This window comes from Mesorhizobium sp. M0598 (assembly GCF_040320865.1).
Lineage (GTDB): Bacteria > Pseudomonadota > Alphaproteobacteria > Rhizobiales > Rhizobiaceae > Mesorhizobium.
On sequence record NZ_JAMYQL010000024.1, the window covers coordinates 1 to 19,058 of the forward strand.

Annotated in this window: 15 protein-coding genes and 1 pseudogene; 5 read left to right on the top strand and 11 right to left on the bottom strand. The window is 64.8% G+C overall.

Going from position 1 to position 19,058, the window contains the following annotated elements:
• Positions 1–323 precede the first annotated feature (323 nt).
• The 5 genes from NKI59_RS24480 to hisS all read right to left on the bottom strand — a co-directional run bounded on the left by NKI59_RS24480 (position 324) and on the right by hisS (position 7,237).
• Positions 324–1,427, bottom strand: coding sequence for a calcium:cation antiporter (locus NKI59_RS24480; protein WP_352707416.1), 1,104 nt, complete (start codon positions 1,425–1,427; stop codon positions 324–326).
• A gap of 88 nt (positions 1,428–1,515) precedes the next feature.
• A complete protein-coding gene (locus NKI59_RS24485) occupies positions 1,516–3,282 on the bottom strand; it encodes an AMP-binding protein (RefSeq protein ID WP_352707418.1) in 1,767 nt (588 codons plus the stop codon).
• Positions 3,283–3,689: 407 nt separating this feature from the next.
• Positions 3,690–4,391, bottom strand: coding sequence for an ATP phosphoribosyltransferase (gene hisG / locus NKI59_RS24490; RefSeq protein WP_352707420.1), 702 nt, complete (start codon positions 4,389–4,391; stop codon positions 3,690–3,692).
• Positions 4,388–5,506, bottom strand: coding sequence for an ATP phosphoribosyltransferase regulatory subunit (locus NKI59_RS24495; protein ID WP_352707423.1), 1,119 nt, complete (start codon positions 5,504–5,506; stop codon positions 4,388–4,390). Before NKI59_RS24495 ends, hisG begins: the two co-directional genes overlap by 4 nt.
• 171 nt (positions 5,507–5,677) lie before the next feature.
• Positions 5,678–7,237, bottom strand: a complete 1,560-nt coding sequence (gene hisS, locus NKI59_RS24500) for a histidine--tRNA ligase (protein ID WP_352707425.1) — start codon at positions 7,235–7,237, stop codon at positions 5,678–5,680.
• 209 nt (positions 7,238–7,446) lie between these two features.
• Between hisS and NKI59_RS24505 the strand changes: the two genes are divergently transcribed.
• Complete coding sequence (locus NKI59_RS24505; RefSeq protein ID WP_352707427.1) at positions 7,447–7,698, top strand: hypothetical protein; 252 nt, start codon at positions 7,447–7,449, stop codon at positions 7,696–7,698.
• Positions 7,699–7,702: 4 nt separating this feature from the next.
• Here NKI59_RS24505 and NKI59_RS24510 read toward each other — a convergent pair whose 3' ends face one another.
• Complete coding sequence (locus NKI59_RS24510) at positions 7,703–8,338, bottom strand: DNA-3-methyladenine glycosylase I (RefSeq protein WP_352707429.1); 636 nt, start codon at positions 8,336–8,338, stop codon at positions 7,703–7,705.
• Positions 8,339–8,560: 222 nt separating this feature from the next.
• On the opposite strand from NKI59_RS24510, the gene NKI59_RS24515 reads away from it, so the two are divergent.
• Together NKI59_RS24515 and NKI59_RS24520 are read left to right on the top strand one after the other, a co-directional pair.
• Entirely contained in the window at positions 8,561–9,295 is a 735-nt protein-coding gene (locus tag NKI59_RS24515) for a L,D-transpeptidase (protein WP_352707431.1), read from the top strand.
• A 281-nt stretch (positions 9,296–9,576) separates the two neighbouring features.
• Positions 9,577–10,497 carry a bifunctional 5,10-methylenetetrahydrofolate dehydrogenase/5,10-methenyltetrahydrofolate cyclohydrolase gene (locus NKI59_RS24520; RefSeq protein ID WP_352707433.1) on the top strand — a complete coding sequence of 307 codons (921 nt, stop codon included), beginning with the start codon at positions 9,577–9,579 and terminating at the stop codon, positions 10,495–10,497.
• A 12-nt stretch (positions 10,498–10,509) separates the two neighbouring features.
• On the opposite strand, the gene glcF is transcribed toward NKI59_RS24520, so the two are convergent.
• From glcF to NKI59_RS24545, 5 genes and pseudogenes are all read right to left on the bottom strand, one after another.
• The gene (gene glcF, locus NKI59_RS24525; RefSeq protein ID WP_352707435.1) at positions 10,510–11,841 is read right to left on the bottom strand and encodes a glycolate oxidase subunit GlcF; all 1,332 of its coding nucleotides are present in this window, start codon (positions 11,839–11,841) and stop codon (positions 10,510–10,512) included.
• Between the two features lie 68 nt (positions 11,842–11,909).
• Entirely contained in the window at positions 11,910–12,293 is a 384-nt protein-coding gene (locus NKI59_RS24530) for a DUF4870 family protein (protein ID WP_352614815.1), read from the bottom strand.
• A pseudogene (locus tag NKI59_RS24535) lies at positions 12,290–13,547 on the bottom strand (FAD-binding protein). Before NKI59_RS24535 ends, NKI59_RS24530 begins: the two are co-directional and overlap by 4 nt.
• A 230-nt stretch (positions 13,548–13,777) precedes the next feature.
• Complete coding sequence (locus NKI59_RS24540) at positions 13,778–15,274, bottom strand: FAD-linked oxidase C-terminal domain-containing protein (RefSeq protein WP_352707438.1); 1,497 nt, start codon at positions 15,272–15,274, stop codon at positions 13,778–13,780.
• Between the two features lie 136 nt (positions 15,275–15,410).
• On the bottom strand, positions 15,411–16,745 hold the full coding sequence (locus NKI59_RS24545) for a DUF3422 family protein (protein ID WP_352707440.1): 1,335 nt from the start codon (positions 16,743–16,745) through the stop codon (positions 15,411–15,413).
• A 310-nt stretch (positions 16,746–17,055) separates the two neighbouring features.
• Here NKI59_RS24545 and NKI59_RS24550 point away from each other — a divergent pair, with 310 nt between their 5' ends.
• Positions 17,056–17,859 carry a FadR/GntR family transcriptional regulator gene (locus NKI59_RS24550; protein WP_352707443.1) on the top strand — a complete coding sequence of 268 codons (804 nt, stop codon included), beginning with the start codon at positions 17,056–17,058 and terminating at the stop codon, positions 17,857–17,859.
• Positions 17,860–17,914: 55 nt separating this feature from the next.
• Positions 17,915–19,051 carry an alpha-hydroxy acid oxidase gene (locus NKI59_RS24555; RefSeq protein WP_352707445.1) on the top strand — a complete coding sequence of 379 codons (1,137 nt, stop codon included), beginning with the start codon at positions 17,915–17,917 and terminating at the stop codon, positions 19,049–19,051.
• Positions 19,052–19,058: the final 7 nt, after the last annotated feature.

Genomic DNA, 19,058 nt, shown 5'->3' on the forward strand with positions numbered 1-19,058 from the left:
AAACCGAAATCTCCACCCCGCGGGTTCCTTCCCTGGAGGCTTCCGGACGCCGGCCTCGAGCCACGCCATCTCAGTAGACGGCCGGCATCCGAAACCCATCACAGATCGAGACGTTCAAGGCCTCGATACTAAGCGTCCGCCCATGGCGCAAAGGAGACAAATTGGCGCCCGCCCCTCAAGCCGTCTTTGCCGTCACCACCCCAACTCTCGACCATCGCCTCATCGGGAACTTCTGCGGATTGCCTACTTCGCAACTCAGTGCGGAAACGCGTGGCTGCTCGGTCGAGAACAGTCGTCAGTATCTGCCTGCCCCCATGCCTCCCTCACGGCACAAATATCAAAAACACCCAAGTAAAAAACACCACCAGATGCACCAACCCAGTCAGAAACGTCGTTCTTTCCGTGCTGAAGCTTACATTGCATATGAAAAGCGCCAGGACCAAGAGCACCGTGTCGGTCGCCGGCAGCCCCATCGTCAGGCCTCTTCCGGTCAGCAGGCTGGCGGCGGCTATGCCCGGTATTGTCAGGCCGATTGTGGCACAGGCCGAACCCATGGCGACGTTCAGGCCGCGCTGCAGCTCGTTGTTGAGTGCGGCGCGAACCGCCGAAATGGCCTCCGGCATCAGAACCAGCGCGGAGATCATTGCGCCGACAATGGCGTCGGCCTGCGGCACCTGGTAGGCGACGAGCGCGTCCTCGACGCTGGCGGCGACCTGCTCGGCCAGCATGACGATGCCGATCAGCCCGATCAGCAGGAGCAGAGCGCCGGCGGCGATGCTTTCGCGGGCGTCGGCCCGCACCGCGGCGCCATGTGCTTGTGCGTCGATGAAATCGTCGCGGTGTCGGACAGTCTGCGCGAACAGAAAACCGGCATAGAGCAGCACTGAAAGGACGCTGACGAAGCCAAGTTGGGCCGCCGAAAACGTGCCGGGATCGGTGGTTCGCGTGTAGGTCGGCAGAATGAGCGTCATGACGCTCAGCGCGACCAGCACCGCCAGATAGGCGCTGGTCCCTTGCCGGATGATCGCCTGCTTGCGATGGCGCCAGCCGCCAAACGTCAGGCACATGCCGACGACGCCGGTGGAGGTGATCATCACCGTCGAGAACACGGATTCGCGGGCAAGCGTCGGGTTGTTCGCGCCGTGCAGCATGATGGAAACGATGATCGACACTTCGATTGCCGTCACGGCGATGGTCAGCACCAACGTGCCGTACGGCTCGCCTACCCGCCGGGCCACCGCCTCGGCGTGGTCGAGCACCACGAAAATGGTGATGAACATGATCGCGCTCGACAGCGCGCCGATGAATATCCTGGTGCCCAGCGACCCTTCGTCCACCGACACCCCGCTGGCTCTGACCGCGCCAGCCATCGCCAGCGCGGCCAACGGCATGCCGTACGAAACCGCCGATCTTGCGAGACCACTCATTCCAAGCCCCTTCCGCAAGCCCCTTTTGCAAGTCCCTTCTGGGCAAGCCCCTCCTGCGAACCCTGCGAAAGCCTGAAGCGCCTCGCCCTCACGCCGTCTTCTGCGTCACCAATCCCAGCTCGTCGACCATCGCCTGGCGCATCAGGAATTTCTGCGGCTTGCCGGTCACCGTCATCGGCAATTCGGTGCGGAAGCGGATGTAGCGCGGGATCTTGAAATGGGCGATCTGGCCGGCGCAGAAGGCCTTGATCTCCTGCTCCGTGGTGATCTGGCCGGGCTTCAGCACGATCCAGGCGCACAGCTCCTCGCCGTATTTCGGGTCGGGAATGCCGAACACCTGCACCTCCTTGACCTTGGGGTGGCGATAGAGGAATTCCTCGACCTCGCGTGGATAGACGTTCTCGCCGCCGCGGATGACCATGTCCTTGACCCGGCCGACGATGTTGCAATAGCCCTCGGCATCGATGGTGGCGAGGTCGCCGGTGTGCATCCAGCCGTCGGCGTCGATCGCCTCGCGGGTCTTCTGCTCATCGTCCCAATAGCCCTTCATCACGGAATAGCCGCGCGTGCAGAGCTCGCCTGGCGCGCCGACCGCGACGGTGGCGCCTTCGGCGTCGATGGCCTTGACCTCGACATGCGGATGGACGCGGCCGACGGTCGAGACGCGCTTTTCCAGGGGATCGTCGACGCTGCTCTGGAACGACACCGGGCTGGTCTCGGTCATGCCGTAGGCGATGGTCACCTCTGCCATGTGCATCAGCGACACCACCTTCTTCATCACCTCGATCGGGCATGGCGAGCCGGCCATGATGCCGGTGCGCAGGCTGGTGAGATCGAAGGAGGCGAACTCCGGATGGTCGAGCAGGCCGACGAACATGGTCGGCACGCCGTAAAGCGCGGTGCAGCGTTCCGTCGCCACCGCCTTCAACGTGGCGCCGGCATCGAAGCCTTCGCTGGGGAAAACCATGGTCGCGCCCTTGGTGACGCAGCCCATCGTGCCCATCGACATGCCGAAGCAATGATAGAGCGGCACCGGGACGCACAGCAGGTCGTCGACGGTGAGCCGGATCGCCGAGGTGACGAAATTGCCGTTGTTGACGATGTTGTTGTGGGTCAGCGTCGCGCCCTTGGGCGCGCCGGTCGTGCCGCTGGTGAACTGGATGTTGATGGCGTCGTCCGGTTTCAGCCCCGCGGAAATCCGGTCGAGCTTGTCATGCTCGTCGCGTCCGGCCATCGCCAGCACGTCGGCGAAATTGAACATGCCCGGCGAATTCTCCTCGTCCATGCGGATGACGGTCTTCAGCGCCGGCAGCTTGTTGGCGTCGAGCTTGCCAGGGGTGGCCTTGGCGATCTCCGGCGCCAGCGTCTCGATCATGCCGAGATAGTCGGAGCTCTTGAATGTGGCGGCGGTGACCAGCGCCTTACAGCCGACCTTGTTCAAGGCATATTCCAGCTCGACCAACCGATAGGCCGGGTTGATGTTGACCAGGATCAGGCCGATGCGGGCGGTGGCGAATTGCGTCACCAGCCATTCCCAGCGGTTCGGCGACCAGATGCCGACGCGATCGCCTTTCTCGAGGCCGAGCGCCAGGAAGCCGGCGGCCAGCGCATCGACCGTCTCCGACAGTTCCTCCCAGGTAAAGCGCTTGTCCTGTTCGACGAAGACGGCGGCATCGAGCGTGCCGTATTTGCCGACCGTATCGGCAAACAGCCCCGGGATGGTCAGGTTGAGCAGCGGCACGCTGCGCTCGCCCGAGACATGCGCCGTGCCGTCGACCGGCGCAATGAACGAACCGCCATCGCGCTTGGAGCGCAAATTGCTGGCATTCTTCAACTCGTCGAGATTGATCGGCATCGCCGTGTCCTCCGCAGACAGAACGAGCCTATCAGCCCGGCGGGGTGGTGGAAATCCCGCCGATGGTAGGGCTGGGTGGGAACTCGCCTGTAAGGGCCGAAAATAAAAAACCCGCCTCGGCGGGCGGGTCCTCAGGGCCAATTGGCACCATAGCGAGATTAGTAGCATAGCTGCCGGCACAAAGCAAGAACAAAATTGCTGTACATCAAGAAAATCGCGTCAGGTCGGTGCCAGCGGCCAAGCTGCCAATCTCCCTCCTTGAGGGGGAGATGGCCGGCAGGCCAGAGGGGGTCGTCTCGCGTGGAGCACCTGCCTGTTCTGTCCGTTAGGAGAGTCGCGTCAAGACGTACCGACCCCCTCTGTCGCCTTCGGCGACATCTCCGCCTCAAGGGGGGAGATTGGCGACGTCAGCCTGAATTCACCGATGCCATCCTGGCCGCAACATCGCGCAAAGTCGCTTCGTCGGCCGCAGCGCGCGCCTTCCGCGACGCGACGAGGCAGGCCTGCGAGCGCAGGATGAGGCCGTCGGCTAGCACCTTGAGATGGTTGGCGCGCAGCGTCGCGCCTGACGTGGTGATGTCGACGACGATATCGGCCAATCCGGCCGCCGGCGCGCCTTCGGTGGCGCCCAGGCTTTCGACGATGCGGTAGACCTGGATGCCGTGCTTTTGCGAAAAGAACTGCTGGGTCAGGCGCCAGTATTTGGTGGCGATCCTGAGCCGGCGGCCGTGGCGCTGGCGGAAATCGGCGGCGACGTCGTCGAGGTCAGCCATAGTGTCGACATCGAGCCAGATGTCGGGCACGGCGACGACGACATCGGCATTGCCGAAACCGAGGCGGGCGATGATTTCGGCGCGCGTCTCGCAATCGGCGAGGTTTTCGCGCAAAAGGTCCTCGCCGGTGATGCCGAGATCGACCGATCCCTGACCGATTTCGCCTGATATCTCCGAGGCAGACAGGAACGCTATCTCGACGCCGTCCATGCCATCGATGCGGGCGCGATATTTGCGCTCGTCGCCGGGCAGGCTGACGGCAAGCCCGGCCTTGGCCAGCACCTGCAGCGCCTGCTCCTTGAGCCGGCCTTTCGACGGGATCGCCAGCGTGATCATGGCGCCGTCTCCCGCAGCGCCTCGATGCGGTCGAGCCAGACGGAAAAACCGACGCCAGGGATCGGCGTTTTGGCGCCGAGCAGCGTCAGCAGCCGGTCGTAGCGGCCACCACCGGCCAGCGGCCGGTCGCCATCCTGCGCCGCGATCTCGAAGACCAGGCCGGTGTAGTAATCGAGCGGCCGGCCGAAGGCGGCGTCGTAGCTGATTTCAGACATCGGCAGGCCGAGGCTCTCTATGGCCGCGGCGCGGGCTGCGAAATTTTCCAGCGCAGCCCCCAGCGAAAGCCCGGCATCGGCTGCAAATCGTTCGAGCGCTCCGGCGGCGCTGTCGAGCGGCACGTCGATCGCCAGGAAACTCTTTAGTGCCGCGAATGCCTCGTTCGACAGCCGTACGCTGCGCAGTTCGGCTTTCTCGATCAGGCGCCGCGCAATCTCGGACGGCGAACGCCCGGCCGTTGCCGACAGGCCGGCCTCTTCCATGCCGCCGGCGATATGCGCCGAAAGACCGTCCAGATCGCCATCAAGGACAAGGGCGGCGACCGCGCCGGCGAGCTGGCTGTTGCGCGGCGGATTGGCGAGGTCGGCAAGCGCCGCCTCCAGCATCGGCGCCGAGCCGAAGGCCCGCGCCAGCCGCATGCGCCAGCCGCGCGGCAGGCCAAGGGCGGCCAGCACCGCCTCGAAAATGGTCTGGTCGCCGAGCGTCACCGCCAGCTCGCGGCCGGGCAGCACCAGCGACAGCAGCGCATGCGCATCGGCCAGCGAACGTGCGTCGGCGGCGGCCGTGTCGCGGTCGCCAAGGTCCTCGATGCCGGCCTGGAAGAACTCGTTGCCGCCCTCGCGGCGCTGGCGAAACACCTCGCCGAGATAGGAATAGCGGCGCGGTGTGCCGGCCTGGCTGGCAATGTGGTCGAGGCAGACCGGAATGGTGAATTCCGGCCGCAGGCAAAGCGTCTGCCCGGTCTCGCTTTCGGTGAGGAAGATGCGGCGGCGCAAATCCTCGCCGGCCATGTCGAGGAACGGATCGGCCGGCTGCAGCACAGCGACCTCGACCGCATGGGTGTTGCGCGCGGCGAAGAGCTTGGTGATGTCGGATGCGATGGCGGGGCGGGAGGTCATAAAACGCCACCTTCCCTTCTCCCCCTGTGGGAGAAGGTGGATTGGCGCGACGCGCCAAGACGGATGAGGGGTGCCGGAAGAAATGAGGCGTCGGCGTTCCCTGGAACACCCCTCATCCGACCGAGCTTCGCTCGGCCACCTTCTCCCACAAGGGGAGAAGGAAGCGGCGCCCTACTTGCCACGCGCCCGCTCCTCGGCCTGCGCCGCCAGTATCTTCTTCACCTCGGCGACCAGGTCGCTCTCCGCCACCGTCACCTGCGCCGGCCGTGCGGCGCGCCATTCGGCGTTGTCGGCGATCTCGGCCGACATTTTCGCGCCCTCGATCAGGTCCTTGATCTGCACCTCGCCCTTGGCGCGCTCGTCGCCGCCCTGGATGACGGCGACCGGGCTGCCGCGGCGGTCGGCATATTTCAGCTGCGCCTTCATGCCGGCGCCGCCGAGATACATTTCCGAGCGGATGCCGGCGGCGCGCAGCTCGGCCACCATCTTCTGGTAGCGGCCGAGGCTTTCCGTGTCCTTGTCCATGGTCAGCACGACGACCGGCGCGATGACATCGGAAGTATCGAGCTTGCCGAGGTTCTTCAGCGCCGTCATCAGCCGCGAGACGCCGATCGAAAAACCGGTCGCCGGCACCGGCTCGCCGCGAAAGCGCGAGACGAGACCGTCATAACGGCCGCCGCCGCCAACCGAACCGAAGCGCACGATCTGGCCGTCCTCGTTGGGGATCTCGGCCAGCAGCTCGGCCTCGTAGACCGGGCCGGTGTAATATTCGAGGCCACGCACGACGGAGGGATCGATGCGAATGCGATCCTCACCGTAGCCGCTTTGTGCGACCATGGTTCTTATCTGCTCCAACTCCGCAAGACCCTCAACAAACGAGGCATTCGTTATGCCCAGATGTTCGAGTTTCCTTTCCTCGACAAGATTGCTGAGCCCTGGGGTGATAGATCCCAGTGTCTGGACAATTTGTTCGGGATCATGCTGCGCCATGACCGTGAAATAGCTGATCACAACATCGATTTGCGCGTTACCCAGCCCGGCACCCTTGGTAAAATCACCGCTCTCGTCCTTGCGCCCGGCGCCCAAAAGCAGACGAACCCCCTCGACGCCCAGCTTGTCCAGCTTGTCGATCGCCCGTAGCACCTGCAGCCGGCGGCCAGCGTTCTCGTCGCCGCCAAGGCCGATCGCCTCGAGCACGCCGTCGAGCACTTTGCGGTTGTTGACGCGGACGACGTAATCGCCGCGCTTGATGCCGAGCGCCTCCATCACATCGGCCATCATCATCGCCATCTCGGCGTCGGCGGCGACGCCCGGCGTGCCGACCGTGTCGGCATCGAACTGCATGAACTGGCGGAAGCGGCCGGGACCGGGCTTCTCGTTGCGGAACACCCAGCCGGAGCGATAGCTGCGATAGGGTTTCGGCAGGCGCTCGAAATTCTCGGCGACAAAGCGCGCCATCGGCGCGGTCAGGTCGTAGCGCAGCGACAGCCACTGGTCGTCATCGTCCTGGAACGAGAACACGCCCTCGTTCGGCCGGTCCTGGTCGGGCAGGAATTTGCCGAGCGCGTCGGTGTATTCGATCAGCGGCTGGTCGACCGGCTCGAAACCGTAAAGCTCAAAGACCGAGCGTATCCTCGCCATCATCTTCTCGACGGCGCGCAGATCGTCGGCGCCGCGGTCGACAAAGCCGCGCGGCAGCCGCGCTTTCATCTTTTCGGATTTGTCGGCCATGGGATGGGTACTTTGCTATGTAAACGGTGACTTATTTCGGGTCGGCGTGTCCTACCGATGCAGCCCGGAGAAGGCAAGGGTTTGCGCTTCTCCCTGCTCCCCCTGCGCGAGAAGGCAAGAAAAAGAAGCTGAAACAATTGCGCCATGCGCGCGGCATCGTGCCGACACAATCCGGGCCGATAAGCACGCCGAAACAAGGGTTCGGGGCCATGGCCACGCTACAGAAGTTCGACATCATCGATAGCGGCGCACGCGACGCATCGGTCCGGCTGCGGCCGGCCGATGGTTATGCGCCGAAGACGAAGCAAATCGCCGGACCGTTCGAGGTCGCGGCGCAACAGCGCAGCGGGCCGACGATGCGCGACGTGCTGATGACCGGCCTGCTGGTGATCTATCCGGTGTTCGCCGCGCTGGCGGCCATCCTCGCCGGGTTTTTCCTCGCCGGCGCCGGCGGCGCCTGAGCCGCTATTTCGGCCGCTTGAACGCTTTCCGTTCCGCCTCGACCGGCTCGCGGCAGACGCAGCCCTCGAGATGGTCGTTGACCAGCCCCATCGCCTGCATGAAGGCGTAGACGGTGGTCGGGCCGACAAAGCTCCAGCCGCGCTTCTTCAGCTCTTTCGAAATGCGGACCGAGACGGCCGTCGTCGGATTGGCGCGCAAATGCGCGAGGTCGACGATCTCGGGCCGGTCGTGCGGGCCGGGCTCGAACTTCCAGAACCAGGCGGCCAGCGAGCCGGCCTCGTCGATGAGTTCGTGGGCGCGCTTGGCGTTGTTGATGGTCGAAACGATCTTGCCGCGGTGACGGATGATGCCGGCATTGCCGAGCAGGCGCTCGACATCGGCGTCGGTGAAGGCGGCGATCTTGTCGACATCGAAGCCGGCAAACGCCTCGCGGAAATTGTCGCGCTTGCGCAATATGGTCAGCCAGGACAGGCCCGACTGAAAACCTTCGAGGCAGATCTTCTCGAACAGGCGGCGGTCGTCGGCGACCGGCCGGCCCCATTCGTGGTCGTGGTAGTGCAGATAATCCGGCAGGTTGCCGTGCCAGAAGCAGCGGGCGATGCCGTCGGGACCGGCAAGCAGACCTGTCTTTTCATCCATGGCGGAATTCCGTTCGTGTCTTGGCGTTAACGCGTTTTGACGCGGCCTTTACCGCGGCTTTACCAGATTCCTGAACCGGGCGGTAACCACACCAAAAGCTTTACTGACAGATCGGCATTTTACGCATTCCGATTCATGTTTCGGTTGCCGCTTCGCGCCCAATGTCGGCGAAATCGGGGAGGCTTTGCACCCCGGCATGTTCGACGATCAAGGTGCGTTGCGATGAAGACATTCTTGTTCCCACTGTTCGGCGCCGCGGCCGTGCTTGCGGCCGGCGCCGCCAATGCCAACGACCGCTATGCCGAGAGGCCGCCGGTGGTGGTCAGCCCAGATCTTTCGGCGCCCTGGGTGCTGCAGCTCGGCCATGCGCCGGGCATCGTGCGGCAGAGCCGGCAAGAGGCGCAGCCGCAACGGCGCTACCGGCGGCTGGCCGAACCCGATCAGCTGCGCACCGCAGCGGTGCGGGCGCCGGCCAGGCGCATGGTGATGCGGCCGCAGATCGACCCAATCTATCTGCCGCAGGAAGTCGCCTATGACGGCCCGCAGAAGCCGGGCACGATCGTCATCGATACGCGAGAGAATTTCCTCTATCTGGTCGGGAAGAACGGTAAGGCGCGGCGTTATGGCGTCGGCACCGGCAAGCCGGGCTTCGAATGGTCGGGCACCCACAAGATCACCAACAAACGGGTCTGGCCGGACTGGCGGCCGCCGGCGGTGATGATCGCCCGCGAAGCCGCCAAGGGCCGTTATCTGCCGACCTATCTCGCCGGCGGCATGGAAAACCCGCTCGGCGCACGCGCGCTCTATCTCGGCTCGACCGAGTACCGCATCCACGGCACCAATCAGCCCTGGACAATCGGCGGCGCGGTATCGTCGGGCTGCATCCGCATGCGCAACGAGGACGTCGTCGATCTCTACGAACGCGTGAATATCGGAACAACGGTGGTGGTGATATAGTTGCGGTAACGAATCACCTGGTCTAGAAAGACATTAGCTTTGGCTTTCTGAGGCCAGATGAATAAATAACGGGGGACGGGCCGTGTGGGGATGCGGCCAGTCACGAAAGGGCAGCGCGGCAAGCCGTGCTGCCCTTTTTGTTTCCGCCAGCGCCAGCAAGAATTGACGGGAAGATTTCGCCAGCACGTCGCGCGACCGGCATAGCGGTTCGCTTTTCGCGCTGCCTTTTCGCCGTTGCTTTGCTATGTGGCGGCTAAAATCCAGATAAAGGCCCCATCCCGATGTCCCTCTCCGATGACAGCCGCTATCTCAAGGGCGGCCCGGTTGCCCAACGCATTATCGCCGGCGTGCGCGAAGACGCGGCGATCGCCACAGCCGAAGGTTTTCCGCCCAAGCTGGTGTCGATCACCGTCGGCGACACCGCGGCGGTCGATGTCTATGTCCGCAACCAGCGCGCCAAGGCGGGGCTGGCCGGCATCGGCTTCGAGGAAAGGCGTTTTCGCGCCGACATCACCGCCGGCGAACTCGAAGCGGCGATCCACGGCCTGAACGCCGATCCGCGCGTCACCGGCATCATCATCCAGCGGCCGGTGCCGGTGCACATCCCGATCAAGACCCTGCAGGCGGCGGTGCATCCGCTCAAGGATGTCGAGGGCATGCATCCGGCCTCGATCGGCAACATCGTCTACAACCAGCTCGACCTGGCGCCCTGCACCGCCGCCGCCTCGGTCGAACTGCTCAGGGAAACCGGGCTCGACCTCAAGGGGCTCGAAGTGGTGGTCGTCGGCCATTCCGAGATCGTCGGCAAGCCGATCGCTTTCCTTTTGATGAGCGAAGGCGCGACGGTGACCGTCTGCCATCACATGACGCGCTCGGTGGCGGCACACGCACGCCGCGCCGACGCGCTGTTCGTCGCAGTCGGCAAGCCGCGGCTGATCAAGGCCGACATGGTCAAGCCCGGCGCCGCCGTCATCGATATCGGCATCAATTCGGAAATCGGGCCGGACGGCGAGAGCCGCATCGTCGGCGACGTCGATGCCGAGAGCGTCAGGCATGTCGCGTCGTGGATCACGCCGGTGCCGGGCGGCGTCGGCCCGATCACGGTGGCGATCCTGCTGCGCAACACGATGGTAGCGCTCAGCCGCCAGCGCGCCCGCTACCAGGCCACCTACGGCATAGCGGACAGGCTGGCGGCGGAGTAGGCGACTGGCGCATCACTCGGCTGCGACAACCGCCCTCTCTTCGCGAACGCCTTCGGGCCTCGGCCCGCCATAGGCCCAGTCGAGCAGCTTTATCGTATGCACCACCGGCAGCTTGGCGGCAGAAGCGATCTGGGTGATGCAGCCGATATTGCCGGTGGCGACGATTTCGGCACCGGTCGCCTCGATATTCCCGACCTTGCGGTCGCGTAGCGTTGCCGAAATCCCGGGCTGCAGGATGTTGTAGGTGCCGGCCGAACCGCAGCACAGATGCCCTTCGCGCGGCTCGCGCACGACGAAGCCGGCTCTGGCCAGAAGCTCCTTCGGCTGGCGAGTGATCTTCTGGCCGTGCTGCATCGAGCAGGCTGAGTGATAGGCGACGATGGTGCCCGGCTTGCGGACCGGCTCGGGCAGGTCGAGGCTTGCCAGATATTCGGTGATGTCCCTGGCCAGCGCCGACACGCGCGCGGCCTTGTCGGCATAGGCCGGATCGAGGCGCAGCATGAAGCCGTAATCCTTGATGGTGGTGCCGCACCCGGATGCGGTGATGACGATGGCGTCGAGTCCACCCTGCTCGATGGCGCGCGTCCAGGCGTCGACGTTCCGTCGGGCCGACGCCAAGGCAGCGTCCTCGCGCCCCATATGATGCACCAGCGCGCCGCAGCAGCCCTCGCCCTCGGGCACCACGACCTCAACGCCAAGCCGGGTCAGCAGCGAAATCGTCGTGTCGTTGATGCCGGGATCGAGCACGGATTGCGCGCAGCCGGTGAGGATGGCGACGCGGCCATTTTTCTTCGCGCCCTGCCCGGCATGGACGCCCGGCGAGGCCATCGGCGAGACTTCCGGGACCGACGCCGGGGCCAGCTTCAACATCGCGCCCAAAGGCTTCAATGCCTGGATTTTCTCAAACAGGCCGGCGAATGGCTGGCCGAGCTTCGCCAGCTTGAGCGCCGCGCGGAAACGCGAGGGATAGGGCAGCACGAAGGCCAGCATGGCGCGTGTCAGGCGATCGGCCAGCGGACGCTTGTAGGTCTCCTCGATATGGACGCGGGCGTGGTCGACCAGATGCATGTAGTTGACGCCCGACGGGCAGGTAGTCATGCAGGCGAGGCAGGACAGGCAGCGGTCGATATGAGTGACGATCTGCTTGTCGGCCGGTCGTCCGTTTTCCAGCATGTCCTTGATCAAATAAATCCGGCCGCGCGGCGAATCCAGTTCGTTGCCGAGCGTCACATAGGTCGGGCAGGTGGCGGTGCAGAAGCCGCAATGCACGCATTTGCGCAGGATCTTCTCCGATTCCGCGACATGCGGATCGGCGAGCTGGGCAGCTGAGAAATTGGTCTGCACGTAAACGAATCCCTACCCTTTGAGCTTGATCTTTTCCCAAAACCGGTACCCAGTTTTGGGGATCATGCTCATAATCCCAGAAACCAGCTTTCCGGGTTCTTGACCGCCTCGCCGCGCTGCAGCGCCTGCAGGCCGAGAATGCAGCGGGCGATGAACCAGACGGCGACGGCAACCATCAGCACGACACCGATGACCACGATCATCAGCAGCGCCGAGATCAGTGCATAGAGCAGGCCGATCCAGAAGGTGCGGATCAGGAATGTGTAGTGGCTTTCGACGAAGCCGCCGGCCTTGCCGCGATTGATATAGGCCAGGACTATGCCGACAATACCGCTGACGCCGATGGCTAGGCCGGCGAGATAGAGGATGTAGATGACCAGCGCGTTGGTCGGGCCGGGCTCCAGCCAGCGGTCGGTCTGGCGTGACGTACCGTTTTGGCCTGGATCGCTCATTGTGCTCCTCCCTCGGTTGCCGGCGCGAGAGTAGCAGAGCTTGCGCCCGGCGCCATACGGCCGGGATTGAGGATATTCTTCGGGTCGAATTCAGCCTTCAGCCGCGCCCGACAGTGCTGCCAGTTGCGGCGCTTGCGGTTCGAACACCGGCACGGCGGCGCGGTGCGAAGGAGTTGCGCGCACCAGCGTCGCATGGCCGCCGCCGTGTCTTCTGATCAGGCCGCGCAACAGGCCAGCCTCGGGATCGTCCTGCTGCATGCGCAGCCAGATCAGCCCGCCCTGCCAATCGTAGAAGGCATCGACCGGGGCCTGCATGCGCAGCGCCAGCACCATCTGGTGGCCCCGCGACGGCGCCATCGAGACGCGCCACACCGGCCTTTCGCTGCCATCGGCAAACGGCGCGCAGTCGCGGACATCGCGCCAGACCGAGTACGAGACCGAACCGGAAATCTCCTGCAGCGGCCCGGCGTTTTTCAGCAGGTTTTTCAGCGCGGCGATGCGGTAGGCGACCGACGGCCCGAAACCCTCGATGCGCAGCAGCGTCGCGGCATCGCTGCCGAGACTGCCGCCAGCGACCCTAGCTGCGACCCGTTCGGGAAGATGGGCAGCACTCGACACTTCGGCGCTGGAACCCAGCGCCAGCGCCATGGCGGCAGCGGCGTGATCGTCGAGCAGGCCGCGGATGGCGAGCGTGACTTCGGTCTCGGCAGCAGGCAGCACCTTGAAGGTGACGTCGGTGAGCACCGCCAGCGTGCCCCAGCTGTTGGCCATCAGCTTGGACAGATCGTAGCCGGTGACGTTCTTGACGACGCGGCCGCCCGACTTGAAAGCCTCGCCGCGCCCGGAAACGGCCGCTATGCCGAGGATATGGTCGCGCGCAGCACCCACCTTCAGCCGGCGCGGGCCGGAAAGGTTCGCGGCGAGTGCGCCGCCGATCGTGCCTCGCGCTGGCTCACCGCCGAGCAGCGGGCCGTAATCCATCGGTTCGAAGGCAAGTTGCTGGCAGTTTTCGGCAAGCAGGCTTTCGATTTCGGCCAGCGGCGTGCCGGCTTTTGCCGACAGCACCAGTTCGGCCGGCTCGTAAAGCATGACGCCGGAGAGTCTGGAAAGGTCGAGCGTATGCTCACTCTGCTGCGGCCGGCCGATACCGCGCTTGGAGCCGTGGCCGACGATTTCGAGCGGCGAGTCTTCGGCGGCCGCCCAGGCGATTGTGGAGAGGGTTTCCGCGGCGGTTGATGGGGTGAAGGAGGTCATGCGGTGGCGCCGCTGGCAAAAATGCCGCGATCCTTCGCGCCCCCCTCTGTCCTGCCGGACATCTCCCCCACTTGGGGGGAGATTGGCAGCTTCGCCGCTGGCGCTCGTTCAGCAGCGTTGGCGATTGGCGAAAGCGAAAATGACGGGCAATCTCCCCCCTCGTGGGGGAGATGTCCGGCAGGACAGAGGGGGGCGCGAGGGAACGCCGACGTTGAGAAGCGAAGCATCACTCAAAACCTCGGAATGTCCGGAAACGCCACTTGCCCGCGATGCACGTGCATCCGCCCGAGCTCGGCGCATCGCCTCAATTGCGGGAAGACCTTGCCGGGATTCAAAAGATGGTTGGGGTCGAAGGCGCATTTGACGCGCATCTGCTGGTCGAGGTCGATCTGGTTGAACATTTCCGGCATCAGGTCGCGCTTCTCGATGCCGACCCCGTGCTCTCCGGTCAGCACGCCGCCGACCTTGACGCAGAGCCGCAATATGTCGGCGCCGAAGCTTTCCGCCTTGCCGAGTTCGCCCGGCACATTGGCGTCGTAGAGGATGAGCGGGTGCAGATTGCCGTCGCCGGCGTGGAAGACATTGGCGACGCCGAGCCCGTATTTCTCCGACAGCTCGCGCATGCCGGCGAGCACGCGCGGCAGTTCCTTGCGCGGGATGGTGCCGTCCATGCAGTAGTAGTCGGGCGAGATGCGGCCGACCGCCGGGAAAGCCGCCTTGCGGCCGGCCCAGAAGCTCAGCCGCTCCTGCTCCGATTGCGAAATGCGGCATATGGTCGAGCCGTTCCTATAGGCGATGGCTTCGACCAGGCCGATCAGGTGATCGACCTCGACACCCGGCCCGTCCAGCTCGACGATCAGCAGCGCCTCGACATCCAGGGGATAGCCGGCCTGGACGAAATCCTCGGCGGCGTGGATGGCCGGGCGGTCCATCATCTCCATGCCGCCCGGAATTATGCCGGCGCCGATGATGTCGGCAACGCATTGGCCGGCCTGCTCGCTGGTCGCGAAACCGATCAGCAGGGCACGCGCCGTCTCCGGCTTCTTCAGGATGCGTACGGTGACCTCGGTTACGACGCCGAGCAGTCCTTCGGAGCCGGTCATGACGCCGAGCAGGTCGTAGCCTTCCGCGTCGAGATGGCTGCCGCCGAGGCGCACCACCTCGCCATTCATCAGCACCATCTCGATGCCGAGCACATTGTTGGCGGTGAGACCGTATTTCAGGCAGTGCACGCCGCCGGAATTTTCCGCGACATTGCCGCCGATCGAGCAGGCGATCTGGGAGGATGGATCGGGGGCGTAATAAAAACCCTCCTGCTCGACGGCGGTGGTGATGCCGAGATTGGTGACGCCGGGCTGGGCGACGACGACGCGGTTCTGAAAATCGATCTCGATGATGCGGTTGAAGCGGCTCATCACCAGCAGCACCGCGTCTTCGAGCGGCAGCGCACCGCCGGAGAGCGAGGTGCCGGAGCCGCGCGGCACGACGCGGATGTTGCGGTCGCTGCAATATTTCAGCACGCGCGAGACCTGCGCCACGGTTTGCGGCAGTACCACGACCAGCGGCAATTGCCGGTAGGCGGTGAGCCCGTCGCTCTCGAAGGCGCGCATGGCATTGGCGGCGTCGACGACGCCCTCGCCCGGCACCATGATGCGCATATCGGCGACGATCTCGTCGCGCCGGCGCATCGTGGTGTCGTCTGGTTTCGGCATGGCAAGGCCGGACATCGACAGCCTCCTTCGATCGACTGGTAAAAATCTTTTACCAGCGACCGCGGTCGGTTGCAAATGCCGCTTTGGCCGCGATGAGAGGCCTATGGCCGAGACAGCCTTCCGCAGCGGCAATCTGCCGCTGCGCCCCACATTACTCGCCCGGCTGCTTGCCTGGTTCGGAGTGCATGCGGCGGACGCGGCGCACGCCCCACCAGACGAGCACGATGGCGAGCGGCACCGAGGCGGCGGTGACCATTTCCGGCGCGAAGGCATGGCCGAAGATCGAGGCGCCCTTGGCGACGTAGCCGATGAGGCCGACGACATAGTAGGAAACCGCGGCGACCGAGAGCCCCTCCACCGTCTGCTGCAGCCGCAATTGCAGGCGGGCGCGATTGTTCATCGATGCCAAAAGATCGCGGTTCTGCTTCTCGACCTCGACGTCGACCCAGGTGCGCAGCAGTGTGGTGGCACGGGTGAGCTTCGTCGACAGGTTGGCCTGACGCTCCTCGACCGAACGGCAGGTACGCATCGCCGGCGCCACGCGGCGCTGCAGAAAACCGCCCCAGGTGTCGTAGCCGGGCACCACCTCTTCGTCGAGCGCCTCCAGCCGTTCGCGCACGATGCCGTCATAGGCGCGGCTGGCGCCGAAGCGGTAGAGGCTGGAGGCGGCATCGGCCTCCAGCTCGGCGGCCAGTTCGGTCAAGTCGGCAAGTAGCGTCTGGCTGTCGCGGGTCTCGGCGACCTTCATTTCCAACGTGGTCTGGGCCAGCCTGTCTTCGATGCGGCGGGCGCGACCGGACAGCGTCAGGGCCAGCGGCAGGCCAAGCATGGCCAGCGTGCGGTAGGTCTCGATGTCGATCAGCCGCTGCGACAGTGCCCCGGTGCGCGCCGGGGTCAGGCCGCGGTCGAGCACCAGCATGCGGGTCAAGCCGTCGCCATCCTGACGGAAATCGGTGACGATGGCCGCGTTGCCGCGCTCGACCAGCGAATAGCACAGGCTGGTCGGGTCGAAGCCGGCGATCAGTTTTTCGTTCGCCGGCGTCCATTTGCGGATCTCCAGCCTGATGCCGGAAATCACCGTGCCCGGCGGCGAAAACCCGTTGCCGAACGGTGTGTCTTCTTGCCCCCTGCCGTTTTCGGCGAGCGGCCCTTCCCAGAGATAGGTCGAGAATTCCGTGTGGCGTTCCCAGCGCAGCGAGCCCTTGCCCCATTTCATCGCGTGGTGGCGGGCGTGAGGGTCGGGCGCGGCGATGCCGAGGCGTCGCGACAATTCGGAAAGCACGGCCTGATCGATCCCGGATCCAGCTTCGGTCATGAAGGAAAGCTGCACCAGCACGCGCGGCTTTTCGACCAGCGGCTGCGGCCGGGCGTGGACCTCGCCGAGCGCGCCCGGCCTACCTTCATGCGCGGGAAGGCCCATGACGGTGCCGCCCACGGCTTTGGCGCGCAGCTGGAATTCGAGGTTGGAAGGGTCGGCGTCTGGCACGGCTGGTCCCCGGGGCTTCCCTGAGCCCTTTGGCAATGATGTCCCTCTAGGGCGGTCCATCGTTTCACGGAAACGCCGACCGCTCTATCTCTTTGATTCCGCGCAATTCCGGACGGAAAACCGTTTCACACTTTTCCTGGTTGCTCTAGAGGCAATCTCCAGAGGGCGCAAACGGCCAGTTTAGCTCAACCTGATATGAAGCCGCGGCTGTGAAACGGACCCGGCCACGGCGAATTGGATAAATAATTTGACCAGTTGGCGACGCCGGCTTTATCTTGCGCGGCATCGGTTCAACCCCCAGGCATCCCGTTTGAGCGACATTTTCTCCCGGATCGAGCATTCGCGCACCGCCGACGAGGTGGTGCAGCAGATCGAGAGCCTGATCCTCGAAGGCGTCCTGCGCACCGGCGACCGGCTGCCGGGCGAACGCGAACTGGCGCGCCAGTTCGAGGTGTCGCGGCCGATCCTGCGCGATGCCTTGAAAGCCTTGGAAGGGCGCGGGCTGTTGACCACACGGCCAGGCGGCGGCACCCATGTCGCCGATGTCATCGGCCAGCTGTTCACCAAGCCGGTGACCGACCTGATCTCGATGCATCGCAAAGCGGTGACCGACTATCTGGAGTACCGCCGCGAGATCGAGGCGGTGGCGGCGGAATATGCGGCGCGGCGTGCCACATCGGACGATCTGGCGCTGCTCGACCGCATCATGGCACGTATGGACGAGGCGCACCGGACCGGCAATTTCGACGACGAGGCGGAAATCGACATCGAGTTCCATCACGCGATCTGCGAATGCGCGCACAACATCATCCTGCTGCACACACTGCGCTCCTGCTATCGGCTGCTGTCGGAAGGCGTGTTCCAGAACCGGCGGCTGGTGTTCAATGTGCCGGGCGCGCGCGAGGCGCTGCTTTGGCAGCACCGGGCAATCTATGCGGCGGTCAAGGCCGGCGATCCGGCTGCGGCGCGGCAGGCGGCGATGGACCACATCTCCTACGTCGAACGGTCGATGGCCGAGGCCGAGCGCAGCGGCGACTGGCAGCGCGTGTCGCGGCTGAGGCTCAGGCAGCGCTCCGAGCCCGGTGGCGGTGAGCCGGCAAGAAAACAGCCGTAGGCACCGCCCAGAAAATTCAACGACGAACCAGCGAAGAACCAGCGGAAAAAGATCCATGAGCAGCATTCTCACCATCGCCGACCTCAAGGACCTGGCGCGCCGCCGCGTGCCGAAGATGTTCTTCGATTACGCCGATTCCGGCGCCTGGACCGAAAGCACCTACCGCGCCAACGAAGAGGATTTCCAGAAGATCAAGTTTCGCCAGCGCGTGCTTGTCGACATGGACAACCGCTCGCTGGAATCGACCATGATCGGCGAGAAGGTGGCGATGCCGGTGGCGCTGGCGCCGACCGGCATGACCGGCATGCAGCATCCGGACGGCGAGATGCTGGCGGCCCAGGCGGCGGAAGAATTCGGTGTGCCGTTCACGCTGTCGACAATGAGCATCTGCTCGATCGAGGATGTCGCGTCGGTGACCAGGAAGCCGTTCTGGTTCCAGCTCTATGTGCTGCGCGACAAGGACTTCGTCTTCGATTTGATCGATCGCGCAAAAGCGGCGAAATGTTCGGCGCTGGTGCTGACGCTCGACCTGCAGATCCTCGGTCAGCGCCACAAGGATATCCGCAACGGGCTTTCGGCGCCGCCGCGGATGACGCCGAAGCACCTCTGGCAGATGGCGACCAGGCCGCGCTGGTGCGTCGGCATGGCCGGGACCAAGCGCCGGAGCTTCCGCAACATCGTCGGCCATGCCAAGGGCGTCGGCGACCTCGCCTCGCTGTCGTCGTGGACGAAGGAGCAGTTCGATCCGCATCTGTCGTGGAAGGACGTCGCCTGGATCAAGGAGCGCTGGGGCGGCAAGCTGATCCTGAAAGGCATACTCGACAAGGAAGATGCGCTGATGGCCGCCAGAACGGGCGCCGACGCGATCATCGTATCCAACCATGGCGGCCGCCAGCTCGACGGCGCCTCGTCATCGATCATGGCGCTCGAAGAGATCGCCGATGCCGTCGGCGACACGATCGAGGTGCATATGGACGGCGGCATCCGCTCCGGCCAGGACGTGCTCAAGGCGCTGTGCCTCGGCGCCAAGGGCACCTATATCGGCCGGCCTTTCCTGTACGGCCTCGGCGCACTCGGCAAGGAAGGGGTTACCAAGGCGCTGGAAATCATCCGCAAGGAGATGGACATAACGCTGGCTCTGTGCGGAAAGCGTCTGGTCACCGACATGGGCAAGGATCAGCTTCGGCGCTAAAGTCCCG

Coding starts and splice junctions, on each gene's coding strand:
- NKI59_RS24480 (WP_352707416.1), bottom strand. CDS start 1,427: ATGAGTGGTCTCGCAAGATCGGCGGTTTCGTACGGCATGCCGTTGGCC.
- NKI59_RS24485 (WP_352707418.1), bottom strand. CDS start 3,282: ATGCCGATCAATCTCGACGAGTTGAAGAATGCCAGCAATTTGCGCTCC.
- hisG (WP_352707420.1), bottom strand. CDS start 4,391: ATGATCACGCTGGCGATCCCGTCGAAAGGCCGGCTCAAGGAGCAGGCG.
- NKI59_RS24495 (WP_352707423.1), bottom strand. CDS start 5,506: ATGACCTCCCGCCCCGCCATCGCATCCGACATCACCAAGCTCTTCGCC.
- hisS (WP_352707425.1), bottom strand. CDS start 7,237: ATGGCCGACAAATCCGAAAAGATGAAAGCGCGGCTGCCGCGCGGCTTT.
- NKI59_RS24505 (WP_352707427.1), top strand. CDS start 7,447: ATGGCCACGCTACAGAAGTTCGACATCATCGATAGCGGCGCACGCGAC.
- NKI59_RS24510 (WP_352707429.1), bottom strand. CDS start 8,338: ATGGATGAAAAGACAGGTCTGCTTGCCGGTCCCGACGGCATCGCCCGC.
- NKI59_RS24515 (WP_352707431.1), top strand. CDS start 8,561: ATGAAGACATTCTTGTTCCCACTGTTCGGCGCCGCGGCCGTGCTTGCG.
- NKI59_RS24520 (WP_352707433.1), top strand. CDS start 9,577: ATGTCCCTCTCCGATGACAGCCGCTATCTCAAGGGCGGCCCGGTTGCC.
- NKI59_RS24530 (WP_352614815.1), bottom strand. CDS start 12,293: ATGAGCGATCCAGGCCAAAACGGTACGTCACGCCAGACCGACCGCTGG.
- NKI59_RS24540 (WP_352707438.1), bottom strand. CDS start 15,274: ATGTCCGGCCTTGCCATGCCGAAACCAGACGACACCACGATGCGCCGG.
- NKI59_RS24555 (WP_352707445.1), top strand. CDS start 17,915: ATGAGCAGCATTCTCACCATCGCCGACCTCAAGGACCTGGCGCGCCGC.